Source organism: Ruegeria sp. BB9, assembly GCF_056539345.1.
In genome coordinates, this window is record NZ_JBQFUU010000005.1 from 25,639 (window position 1) to 37,405 (window position 11,767).

General features: G+C 63.2%; 10 protein-coding genes. 7 read left to right on the forward strand and 3 right to left on the reverse strand.

The window, feature by feature from the left end; genetic code table 11:
• Window positions 1-23 precede the first annotated feature (23 nt).
• Both ACR0FC_RS15795 and ACR0FC_RS15800 read left to right on the forward strand, forming a co-directional pair.
• Complete coding sequence (locus ACR0FC_RS15795) at window positions 24-1,127, forward strand: Gfo/Idh/MocA family protein (RefSeq protein WP_170342547.1); 1,104 nt, start codon at window positions 24-26, stop codon at window positions 1,125-1,127.
• A 43-nt stretch (window positions 1,128-1,170) separates the two neighbouring features.
• Window positions 1,171-2,304, forward strand: coding sequence for a Gfo/Idh/MocA family protein (locus tag ACR0FC_RS15800; RefSeq protein WP_170342545.1), 1,134 nt, complete (start codon window positions 1,171-1,173; stop codon window positions 2,302-2,304).
• Here the strand turns inward: ACR0FC_RS15800 and ACR0FC_RS15805 are convergent, their stop codons facing one another.
• Complete coding sequence (locus ACR0FC_RS15805; protein WP_170342544.1) at window positions 2,305-3,303, reverse strand: LacI family DNA-binding transcriptional regulator; 999 nt, start codon at window positions 3,301-3,303, stop codon at window positions 2,305-2,307.
• A 246-nt stretch (window positions 3,304-3,549) separates the two neighbouring features.
• Between ACR0FC_RS15805 and ACR0FC_RS15810 the strand changes: the two genes are divergently transcribed.
• Together ACR0FC_RS15810 and amaB are read left to right on the forward strand one after the other, a co-directional pair.
• Complete coding sequence (locus ACR0FC_RS15810; protein WP_170342542.1) at window positions 3,550-4,656, forward strand: saccharopine dehydrogenase family protein; 1,107 nt, start codon at window positions 3,550-3,552, stop codon at window positions 4,654-4,656.
• Window positions 4,657-4,673: 17 nt separating this feature from the next.
• Window positions 4,674-6,173, forward strand: a complete 1,500-nt coding sequence (gene amaB, locus ACR0FC_RS15815) for an L-piperidine-6-carboxylate dehydrogenase (RefSeq protein WP_437342523.1) — start codon at window positions 4,674-4,676, stop codon at window positions 6,171-6,173.
• Window positions 6,174-6,217: 44 nt separating this feature from the next.
• Here amaB and ACR0FC_RS15820 read toward each other — a convergent pair whose 3' ends face one another.
• Window positions 6,218-7,795 (reverse strand): DUF5928 domain-containing protein, encoded by a 1,578-nt coding sequence (locus ACR0FC_RS15820; protein ID WP_170342539.1) that lies wholly within the window; start codon window positions 7,793-7,795, stop codon window positions 6,218-6,220.
• Between the two features lie 143 nt (window positions 7,796-7,938).
• Here ACR0FC_RS15820 and ACR0FC_RS15825 point away from each other — a divergent pair, with 143 nt between their 5' ends.
• Window positions 7,939-8,757 carry a sulfotransferase family protein gene (locus ACR0FC_RS15825; RefSeq protein ID WP_170342537.1) on the forward strand — a complete coding sequence of 273 codons (819 nt, stop codon included), beginning with the start codon at window positions 7,939-7,941 and terminating at the stop codon, window positions 8,755-8,757.
• 199 nt (window positions 8,758-8,956) lie between these two features.
• Here the strand turns inward: ACR0FC_RS15825 and ilvD are convergent, their stop codons facing one another.
• Window positions 8,957-10,789 carry a dihydroxy-acid dehydratase gene (gene ilvD, locus ACR0FC_RS15830; protein ID WP_170342535.1) on the reverse strand — a complete coding sequence of 611 codons (1,833 nt, stop codon included), beginning with the start codon at window positions 10,787-10,789 and terminating at the stop codon, window positions 8,957-8,959.
• Between the two features lie 105 nt (window positions 10,790-10,894).
• Here ilvD and ACR0FC_RS15835 point away from each other — a divergent pair, with 105 nt between their 5' ends.
• Window positions 10,895-11,458 (forward strand): helix-turn-helix domain-containing protein, encoded by a 564-nt coding sequence (locus ACR0FC_RS15835; RefSeq protein ID WP_170342533.1) that lies wholly within the window; start codon window positions 10,895-10,897, stop codon window positions 11,456-11,458.
• A 22-nt stretch (window positions 11,459-11,480) separates the two neighbouring features.
• Window positions 11,481-11,750, forward strand: coding sequence for a CBU_0592 family membrane protein (locus tag ACR0FC_RS15840; protein ID WP_170342531.1), 270 nt, complete (start codon window positions 11,481-11,483; stop codon window positions 11,748-11,750).
• Window positions 11,751-11,767 lie beyond the last annotated feature (17 nt).

Consider the following 11,767-nt stretch of genomic DNA (forward strand, 5'->3'; position numbering starts at 1 on the left):
CAGTATGTTCGGAGCCGCCCAAAATGCCAGAAATCGGAATCGGAATCGTCGGAGGCGGCTATATGGGCAAGGCTCATTCGGTGGCCATGTCCGCCGTGGGCGCCGTGTTCGACACCGCGCTCAGACCGCGGCTCGAGATGATTTGCGCCTCAAGCCTTGACAGTGCCGAACGCTACCGCGCCGCCTACGGGTTCCGCCGTGCCACCGCCGACTGGCAGACCTTGGTCAAAGATCCGGTGGTCGAGGCCGTCGTGATTGCATCGCCCCAGTCCACCCACCGGCAGATCGCCGAGGCGGCGCTGGCGCTGGGCAAGCCGGTGCTGTGCGAAAAACCGCTGGGCGCGTCGCTTGAGGACAGCCGTGCCATGGTGGCGGCGGCCGAGGCCTCGGGCACCGTCAACATGGTCGGGTTCAACTATATCCGCACCCCGGCCAGCCAGTTTGCCCGCCAGCTGATCGCCGACGGCGCGATTGGCGACATCACATGGTTCCGCGGTGAACATACCGAGGATTTCTATGCCGACCCCGAGGCCCCGGCGACCTGGCGCACGACCGGCATGGCCAACGGCACCATCGGCGATCTGGCGCCGCACATGGTCAATGGCGCGCTGGCTCTGGTGGGGCCGATCGCGCAGGTCATGGCCGATGTGGAAACCGTTCACCACACCCGCCCGGGCGGTGCAGTGACCAATGACGACCACGCCCAGATGATGTGTCGGTTTGAAAACGGCGTCATGGGGAACCTATATTTCAGCCGTATCGCGACCGGCCGCAAGATGGGTTATGCCTACGAGATTTCGGGCACCAAGGGCGCGATCCGGTTTGACCAGGAGGATCAGAACGCCCTGTGGCTCTATCGCCGCGAAGGCCCCGAGGCCCAGCGCGGTTTCACCAAGATCCTGACCGGTCCGGAGCATCCCGATTATGAGCCCTTTTGCCAGGGTCCCGGCCACGGCACCGGATATCAGGATCAGATCATCATCGAAGCCAAGGATTTTCTGACCGCCATTCATTCCGGCCGGAGCAACTGGCCCACCTTCCGGGACGGGCACGAGGTCAACCGGGTTCTGGCGGCGGCGCTGGCCTCGGCCGACAGTCGCGGTTGGCAGGACGTCAGCACGCTTTAGGCCCGACACGTAATCCAACATTGTTCGCAGAGAGACCAAGACCATGGCAAAGTTGAAATGGGGCATGATCGGGGGCGGAGAAGGCAGCCAGATCGGACCCGCCCACCGTCTGGGCGCACAGGCCGACGGCCTGTTCGAATTCGCCGCCGGCGCGCTGGACCACCGGCCCGAGGCGGGGCGCGCCTATGCGCAGCGGCTGGGTGTGCCCGCCGACCGCGCCTATGGCGACTGGCAGGAAATGCTGGCCGGCGAAAAGGACCGGCCCAACCGGATCGACCTTGTAACCATCGCCACCCCGAACGCCACCCATTTCGAGATCGCCAAGGCGTATCTCGAGGCCGGGTTCAACGTGCTGTGCGAAAAGCCGATGACCATGACCGTGGAAGAGGGCGAAGAGATCGTGCGCGTGGCCCGGGCCTCGGGCAAGATCTGCGCGGTCAACTACTGCTATTCGGCCTATCCGATGGTGCGGCAGGCCCGCGCCATGGTCCGCGCCGGCGAGATCGGCAAGGTGCGCCTGGTCGTCACCAATTTCAGCCACGGCCACCATGGGGACGCCACCGACGCGGACAATCCGCGCGTGCGCTGGCGCTATGATCCGGCCATGGCGGGCGTGTCGGGGCAATTCGCCGATTGCGGCATCCACGCGCTGCACATGGCCAGCTTCATCTGCGATGACGAGGTCGCGACGCTGTCGGCCGACATGGCCTCGACCATTCCCAGCCGCCAGCTGGAAGACGACGCGATGGTCAATTTCCGCATGGAGGGCGGCACCGTGGGCCGGTTGTGGACCTCGTCCGTGGCGATCGGGCGGCAGCACGGGTTCGACATCCAGGTGTTCGGCGAAACCGGCGGGCTGCGCTGGGCGTCCGAACACCCCAACCAGCTGATCTACACCCCGGTCGGTGGACGAACCCAGATCATCGAAAAGGGCGAGGGCGGCCTGCATGACGACGCGATGCGTCTGTCGCGCGTGGCGATTGCCCATCCCGAGGGCTTTCCGCTGGCCGTGGCCAATATCTATTGCGATCTGGCCGACGCGATCCGGGGCGAACCGCGCGATGGGCTGCCCAACGCCGCCGATGGCGTCCGCTCGATTGCCGCGGTGCACGCAGCGGTGGCCTCGGCCCGGGCCGAGGGCGCCTGGCAGGACGCGCGCCCGCCGATGTTCCGCTGATCAGGGGCGGGGCCGCAACGTGCCCCGCTCGATCACCCGGCAGGGAAAGATCCGCGCCTCGGGGTAGCGGTCGGGCGTCTTCAGCATCTCTTCCACCAGATCGACCGACGAGGTGATGATCTGCTTGATCGGCTGATGGATGGTCGTCAGGTTGATGTATTCCCAGCGCGACATCTCCATGTCGTTCAGGCCGATGATCCCGATGTCAGAACCCGGTTTCAGCCCGTGGTCGGCCAGCGCCGACAGCGCCCCGATCGACAGGATGTCGTCGCCGCAGAAATAGGCCTGCGCCGGGTCACCCGCCAGCAGGCGCAGCATCTCGGCCCGGCCGGCCTCGAAGGAGTAGGCCCCAGCGAAGGAGTGGCTGACGGGAACCTGCGGGTGGTTTGCCATTTCCTCGGTAAAGCCCCGTTGCCGGTCCCGCGCCGAGGTCGCATCGATCGGCCCGCCCAGATAGCCCACGCTGGCATAGCCCCGCGCGACCAGCTCGCGCGCGGCCATGCGTCCGCATTCCACATTGTCGATGCCCACCACATGCACCTCGGGCGAGGTCGCCGAGCGCCCGAAGGTGTGCACCACCGGCACCCCTGCATCGTGGAACGCCTTGGCAAAGCTGGGTGGCAGGGTCGACGAGGCGACGATTACCGCATCCACTGAATATTGCCGCAGCATGCGCACAGAATTGGCGGGCTCGGTCTCGTCGGTCAGGTTCACGATCAGGGGGCGCAGCCCGCGTTCCTGCAGGGCGCGGGTGAACTGGTCGAAAACCTCAAGGAAGATCGGGTTGTGGAAGTTGTTCGAGATCAGGCCGATCAGCTTGGTCCGCCCCGTCGTCAGCGACGAGGCCAGCGCGTTGGGGCTGTAGCCCAGTTCCTTGGCGGCCTTTTCCACTTTGGCGCGGGTCTTGGCCGAGACCGAGGCGCCCGGCGTGAAGGTGCGCGACACAGCCGACCGCGACACCCCGGCCAAGGCCGCAACTTCCTTCAGCGTAACGCCCAACTGCTTGCTCTCCTCTATGCGGTCGATTGGATCTGTTGAATGTCGCATCATTGCAAAAATGGTGCAATCGGTTGCAAAGCATTTCCTCCCCTGACTTCAGGTTTCGAAGCGCTGCGGATCTCGATCTGACATTTTGATTCAATTACCGTCAATATGACGGAAAAGCTGTCCGTTTCGTCAACTCGATTGCTGTGCTCGGACGGCGGCGCGGTCATACTGGAACCAGAGCAGAGGAGGAGGCGCGCAATGAGTTGGAACATCTGCGTCGTCGGGGCCGGGAAGATCGGACAGATGATCGCCGCCCTGTTGAAGAAATCGCACAACTACACTGTAACCGTGGCCGATCATGACCTGACGGCCCTGTCGGCGTTGAACAGGCAGGGCATCACCACCCGCCAGATCGACGCGGGCGACGAAGCCGGGCTGGCACAGGGGGTTGCAGGGTTCGATGCGGTGATCTCGGCCGCACCGTTTTTCCTGACGCCTGCCATCGCCAAGGCAGCCAAGGCCGCGGGTGCGCATTATTTCGACCTGACCGAGGATGTCGCCGCCACGAACGCCGTGCGCGAACTGGCCCGCGACAGCGGCACCGCCTTCATGCCGCAATGCGGGTTGGCACCGGGTTTCGTTGGCATTGCGGGGGCCTCTCTTGCGGCCGGGTTCGACACGCTGGACAGCCTGCACATGCGGGTGGGCGCGCTGCCGCTCTATCCGACAAATGCGCTGAAATACAATCTGACCTGGTCCACCGACGGGCTGATCAACGAATACTGCAACCCTTGCGACGCCATCGTAAATGGCGAGCGGGTCAAGACCGCGCCGCTCGAGGATTACGAGATCATCGGCCATGACGGTGTGGAATACGAATGCTTCAACACCTCGGGCGGCCTGGGCACGTTGCCCGAGACGCTGGCCGGCAAGGCCCGGGCGGTGTCCTATCGCTCGATCCGCTATCCCGGCCATCGCGACATCCTGAAACTGCTGTTGACGGATCTGGGCCTGGGCCAGCGCCGCGACCTGTTGAAGGACATCTTTGAATCTGCGCTGCCGCGCACCGATCAGGACGTGGTTCTGGTCTATTGCACGGCCAAGGGCATGATCGACGGGGCACTGCGCGAGAAATCCCTGATCAACAAATCCTTTGCCCGCACCATCGACGGCCAGGTCTGGAGTGCGATCCAGATCACCACCGCCGCCGGCGTTCTGGGCGTGGTCGATCTGATGCGCACCGGCGCACTGCCCACCCAAGGCTTTGTCCGGCAAGAGCAGGTCCGGCTGGATGATTTCCTGAACACCGAATTCGGCCAGCTGTACCGCGCTGGCGAAGTGACCCCCCAGAACAAGGCGGCCTGAACATGAAAGACGTAGTCATGACTGCAGAACACACACTCGAAAAACTGGGCCTGACGGCGGCCGAGCTGACCGGCGGCACGCTGGAGGTCCGCTCGCCCATCGACGGCCGCGTGCTGGCGCGGGTGCATGAAACGCCTGTTGCCGACATGGACGCGGTCTTTGCCCGCGCCACGGCGGCCTTCAAGGCTTGGCGCACCGTGCCCGCCCCGCGCCGGGGCGAGCTGATCCGCCTGCTGGGCGAGGAATTGCGCGCGGCCAAGGAGGACCTGGGCGCGCTGGTCAGCTGGGAGGCCGGCAAGATCACCTCGGAAGGTTTGGGCGAAGTGCAGGAGATGATCGACATCTGCGATTTCGCCGTCGGCCTGTCGCGGCAGCTGTATGGCCTGACCATCGCCTCCGAACGCCCCGGCCACCGGATGATGGAGACGTGGCACCCGGCCGGGCCGGTCGGCGTGATCTCGGCCTTCAACTTCCCGGTCGCGGTCTGGTCGTGGAACGCGGCGCTGGCGTTGGTCTGCGGCGATCCGGTGATCTGGAAACCGTCCGAGAAAACGCCCCTCACCGCGATGGCCTGTCAGAAGATCTTTGAAAAGGCCGTGGCTCGGTTCGGCGACGCGCCCGACGGGCTGCTGCAACTGCTGATCGGCGGCGCCGATCTGGGCAAGGCGCTTGTGGCCAGCGAGACGGTGCCGATCATTTCGGCCACCGGCTCGACCCGAATGGGCCGCGCGGTCGCGCCGATCGTGGCGCAGCGGTTCGGCAAGTGCATCCTGGAACTGGGCGGTAACAACGCCATGATCGTCGGCCCTTCGGCCGATCTTGAAATGGCGGTGCGGGCCATCGTGTTCTCGGCCGTGGGCACCGCGGGTCAGCGCTGCACCACGCTGCGGCGGCTGATCGTGCACAACTCGATCCGTGCCGATCTGGTTGCGCGGCTGAAAAAGGCCTATGCCGGTCTGCCCATCGGTGACCCGCTGGCCGAAGGCACCTTGGTCGGGCCGCTGGTGGACGAGGCTTCGGGGCAGGCGATGGAGGCTGCGCTGAAGGCGGCCGAGGCCGAGGGCGGCACAGTCTTCGGCGGCAAGCGCGTGACCGATGGCGTGCCCGAGGGCGGTGTCTACATGAAGCCCGCGATCGTCGAAATGCCGGGCCAGACCGAGATCGTGAAGACCGAAACCTTCGCGCCGATCCTCTATGTCATGGGCTATGACGGTTTCGACGAGGCGCTTGAGATGCAGAACGACGTGCCGCAGGGCCTGTCGTCTTGCGTGTTCACGCTGAACATGCGCGAGGCGGAACAGTTCCTGTCGCCCGCCGGGTCCGATTGCGGCATCGCCAACGTGAATATCGGCCCCTCGGGCGCCGAGATTGGCGGCGCGTTCGGCGGTGAGAAGGAAACCGGTGGCGGACGCGAAAGCGGCTCGGATGCCTGGAAGGGCTATATGCGGCGCCAGACGAACACCGTGAACTACTCGGCCGAATTGCCATTGGCGCAGGGCGTGAAGTTCGACATCTGAGAACCCGGCCCGGCGGCCTAGCGCGGCCGGGCCAACACATGCGTTCAGTCCGTGAACAGGTAATCAAGCCGCATGATCGACTGGGCGGTTTCCTCCGAAACCCAAAGGAATTCTGCGATCGCGGCCACGTTCTCGGCCGGGTCAGCGGTTTCGCGCAATCGGAAGAACCTCTCGATCCCCGCACCGCGCAGCTGTTCGGATTCATAGGCCAGATCGCTGCGTATCGTCGGTAACAGGCGTTCGACGGTTGCGGCTGGGCTGTTTTCTCCGGCCAACCCGACCCTGTGGGCGTGGCCGACAAGATACGCGTCTGAATAAGTGCACTCGATTTCAAGCACATGGGTGCGCGCCTTGTCCGAGCAGAAATCCTGTACGATATCCAGACTGGCCGGATCCAGGCAGATCAGCAGCCGGTTGGCGCCGAAGTGATCGTACAGCATCCGGGTGACCGCCCTGCGATGCCGGGATCGTTTGACCAGCGTGGCCTCCAAGCCCCCCAGATCGGGCAGGGGGGCGGCTTTTTCGTTGAACAGGTATTCGATGCAGGACAGGTTGGTCTCAGAGGCGATCTGGTCGATCAGCCGCTTGGCCACATGCCACTTCTTGCAGACGACCATGTACAGATCGCGATCGGCGCCCAGCGTGTTGGCGGTTTCCCAGAAGCGGGGTGCATACCGGCGTCCCACGCGGCCACGGCCGGTCAGAAATCCGTGCAGATTCCGACCCTCGTTCGAGATCTGGAACGCGACCCCTTCGCTGGCATAGAGCGCACCCAATTTCTGCTTCAGCAACTGCGCCTCGGGGCTGATCTTGCGGGCGAACAGGTAATCTTGGGTCAGCAGCAGGTTGTAGTGATCGTTGTAAAACGTCACCGGCATCCCGTAGTCCGAGAACATCAGGAAAGTCAGCGTACGGTTTTCGATTTCGATTTTCGGGATCAGGTGGCGCACGAGGGTCTGAAAGAACGTCTCGTCCGGAATCCAGGTGGTCGAGAAAAAACGGACCACGTCCCGGCGCTGGCGCAGGAAATCCAGGATCATCTCGATTGTCCGGCGGCGAAGGCACCACCACTGGCTGCCGATCATGATCTGGAGATCCTCCGGGATCTCGCGGGTCAGGCCGAGACGTTTCTGGGCCTCGTAGGCGGCATAGAACAGTTTGCTCTGCGTGCGTTCGTTGAAATAGTGGCGATAGATCAGCCGGTCTTCCTTCATGCCGGTCTTGATCCAGTCGCTTTCGAAAAAGTCGTGGCTTTCGATGAAATCCTTGTCGGTTTCATCCAGAAACCGATGCGCATATTCCGCGGTCTTTATCGCCATGCAGTCGCCCGACAGCATGTAGAAATGGGTCGCTCGCGGGAAGGCCTCGACCGCAGCTTGCACCGCGTTCAGTGTTGCCTGCACCAGCGACCATTCCCCCCAGCCACATTTGATCCGCCTGGCCGCGAAGGTCACATTGGGATTGCTTTTCAGGGCCGTCTGGATTCGGTCAAAGTCTCCTGCGGATGCGCTGGCGTCGAAATGGATGGCCATGCAGTCCCCTGCGGCCGTCAGCCGTTCGGCCTGTGCGATAATCGCGTCAGGGTCTTTGTGACACAGCAGAATGTAGGCGATCTTGGCCATTGGCGTTGCATGAAGTCCGTTACTGCCCGGTTCCAACCGTGATACTGAGGATGAGCGATTGAATAAACAGAATATTTTTGCTTCTCTGGCGTCAAAAGCTGGCGCATCACCTTGAGACTCGGCCGGCTAAGGAGGCATGGCAGATGGGATTTCCCGGTACATGGATGACCGAAAGCGAAAGCATGGTCTATCGCGTGGTGCCCAAATGCGCCTGCTCGACCATCGGGCAGATCATGTATTACTCGGATCACGGTCGGTTCTTTGACGGCGATATCCACGACGCCAAAGACGGGATGCACAAATGGGCGTTTGACCACAGCCAGGATGTGATCTCGGCCAATGTGCGCGGACACAAGTCGTTCGCGTTCACCTGCGTGCGCAACCCCTATACGCGGATCCTCAGCTCGTTTTTCGACAAGATCTGCGGGATCCAGCGCAACGGGAAACGGTACCGTGGCAATCTGGTGCCGACGCTGATCTACAATTACGGGATCGAGGTCGGGGGCGAGGACGGGAAGGGCGAATTCGACCAGATCGCCAGTTTCCGCCGGTTTCTTCTGTTTGCCCGCGACACGATCCGTTGGCGGCGGCCAATGGACCCGGACATTCACTGGTCGGCCATGTCGGGGCATGTGTCGACCTTCATCGTGAATGGCGGGCGCTATGACCGGATATTCTGGACCGAGAAGTTCAACGAGGGCATGCAAGGCGTGCTGGACGCGCTGGAAACCCCGCATCCCGTGACCCTGTCCGAGATCCCGCGCTTCAACGAATCCGAGGGCCACGGCCCCAAACGTGCGCACCCGGTCGAGGACTATTTCGACGACCTGTCGATGCACCTGGTCTATGAGATCTACAAACAGGATTTCGAACTGTTCAAATACGATTTCGAGAACCCGGCCAACAAGATGCCGACAGGTGAAATCGACCTGGATGAGATTCACGCCAAGCTGGGTGATTGATCCCACAGGCAGGGGCGCTCCCGCCCATCGTCGAGGTCTCTGGCGAGACATCTCCTCTGGTTGGGCCGGGCGCCGCGCACAGCGCGGCGCCCGGCCCAAGACTGAAGGAGGCAGCGGCGCAGCCGATGGGTCCTGTCAGGCGCGGGAGCACTTCGGTTTCAGGCAACGGACCGGCCCGCATGACGCGGGCCGTCAGCGTTCAGACCTGACGCACCGCGCCTTTTGCAGCGCTGGTGGCCAGCTTGGCATAGGCCTTCAGTGCTGTGGACACCTTGCGCTTGCGCGGTGCAGCGGGAACCCAACCTTTTTCGTCCTGGACTTCCCGGCGGGCTGCCAGCTCTTCGTCGGACACGGCCAGGTGGATCGAGCGGTTTGGGATGTCGATTTCGATCGTGTCCCCGTTCTGCACCAGACCGATCTCACCGCCTTCGGCCGCCTCGGGCGAGACGTGCCCGATCGACAGACCCGAAGTGCCGCCCGAGAAGCGACCGTCGGTCAGCAGCGCGCAGGCTTTGCCCAGACCTTTGGATTTCAGGTACGAGGTCGGGTACAGCATCTCTTGCATACCAGGCCCGCCGCGTGGGCCTTCATACCGGATCACGACCACGTCGCCTTCCTTGACCTTGCCAGTCAGGATGTCGTTCACCGCCTGGTCCTGACTTTCGCAGACATAGGCGGTTCCGGTGAATTTCAGGATGTTCTCATCCACACCTGCGGTCTTCACGATGCAGCCGTCGCGCGCGATGTTGCCGAACAGAACAGCCAGACCGCCATCCTGACTGAACGCATGGTCCTTGGACCGGATCACGCCGTTTGCCCGGTCGGTGTCCAGTTCCTTGTAGCGGTTCGACTGGCTGAACGCCTGGGTCGTGCGCACGCCACCGGGGGCGGCCTTGAACAGATCTTGCGCTTTGGGGTTGTTGGTCACCGTGATGTCCCAGTTGGCGATGGCCTCGGCCATGCTGGCCGAATGCACCGTGCAGCAGTCGTCATGCAGCAGGCCGGCGCGGCTCAGCTCACCCAGGATCGAGAAGATGCCACCCGCGCGATGCACATCCTCCATGTGGACGTTTTCGGTGTTGGGCGCGACCTTGCACAGGCAGGGCACCTTGCGGCTCAGCCGATCCATGTCGGACATGGTGAAATCCACCCCGCCCTCATGCGCGATGGCCAGCAGGTGCAGCACCGTGTTGGTCGAGCCGCCCATGGCGATGTCCAGGCTCATGGCGTTTTCGAAGGCCTCGAAGGTCGCGATCTCGCGCGGGAGGAAGCCTTTTTCGTTCAGCTCATAGTGGCGCTTGGTGATTTCGACGATGCGGCGGCCGGCCTCCAGGAACAGCTCCTTGCGGTCGGCATGGGTGGCTAGCGTCGAGCCATTGCCCGGCAGCGCCAGACCCAGCGCCTCGGCCAGGCAGTTCATCGAGTTCGCGGTGAACATGCCCGAGCACGATCCGCAGGTGGGGCAGGCGTTTTCTTCGATGTGTTTGACCTGCTCGTCGGTGTATTTGTCATCGGCGGCGGCGACCATGGCATCGACCAGGTCGATCTTCTTCACATCCAGATCGGCGATGTCGATCTTGCCGGCCTCCATCGGCCCGCCCGAGACGAAGATGGCCGGGATGTTCAGGCGCATCGCTGCCATCAGCATGCCCGGGGTGATCTTGTCGCAGTTCGAGATGCAGACCATCGCATCGGCGCAATGCGCGTTGACCATGTACTCGACGCTGTCGGCGATGATCTCGCGCGAGGGCAGCGAATACAGCATCCCGTCATGGCCCATGGCGATGCCGTCATCGACGGCGATGGTGTTGAACTCTTTGGCTACACCGCCGGCGGCCTCGACCTCGCGGGCGACCATCTGACCCAGATCCTTGAGGTGGACGTGCCCCGGCACGAATTGCGTGAACGAGTTGACGATGGCGATGATCGGCTTGCCGAAATCGTCGTCGCCCATCCCGGTGGCGCGCCACAGGCCACGGGCACCGGCCATGTTGCGGCCATGGGTCGAAGTTCTGGATCGGTACATTGGCATGATGCTGTTTCCCTTTTGCCCGGTTGCAAAACCAGTGTTGCGTGCGTTATAGCGCACGTAACACATGTGCGTTATAACGCACAAGGTAAATCGCGGGACATGACCATGGAATCGGACGACATCACCCTGAAACTCAGAGACGTCCGGGCAGCATCGGGGCTGAGCCTGGCCAAAGCGGCCGAGTTGACCGGAGTCAGCAAGGCCATGTTGGGTCAGATCGAACGCGGCGAATCAAGCCCCACCATCGCGACGCTGTGGAAGATCGCCAAGGGGTTCCAGATGCCGCTGAGCGCGCTGATCGGCACCAGCGCCCTGCGCGATCCAGCGGACGCGGCCCGGTTCCGCACCGTGACCTTTCCGGGCAGTCTGAAGGTCAAGATCGTCTTTCCCTTCGACCCGGTTCTGGGGGCCGAGACCTTTCACGTCGAACTGGACCGCAACCAATGCCACGAATCCCCCGCCCATGCCGCCGGCGTGACCGAGGAAGTCTTTGTGCTGAGCGGCGCGCTCGAGGTGCTGCGGAACGGCGAATGGGTGCCGTTGAGCGCGGGCCAGGGGTTGCGCTTTTCGGCCGATCTGCCGCATGGCTATCGCGCCGGGCCCGAGGGCGCGGCGTTTCTGAACATGCATCACTACGGACACCGGTCCGCGACCGCCGCGGCCGGTTGATACGGCAGAAGGAGATGACCCGATGACGGAATTCCTGAACGGCCTGACGTTGGCCGATGGCATCGGGTCCTTCGGGGCGCTGATCGTGGTCGCGGCTTATTTCGCCACCCAGATGCGGATGATGAATTCTGACGATCTGGCGTTTCCGGTCGTCAACCTGGTGGGGTCGGTTCTGATCGTCTATTCGCTGCTGCAGAACTTCAACCTGGCCTCGATGCTGATCGAAAGTTTCTGGATCGCCATCAGCTTGATCGGCATCATCCAGCATTTCCGCCTGCGACGGGCGCGATAGGGCCGCAGGGACCCGAT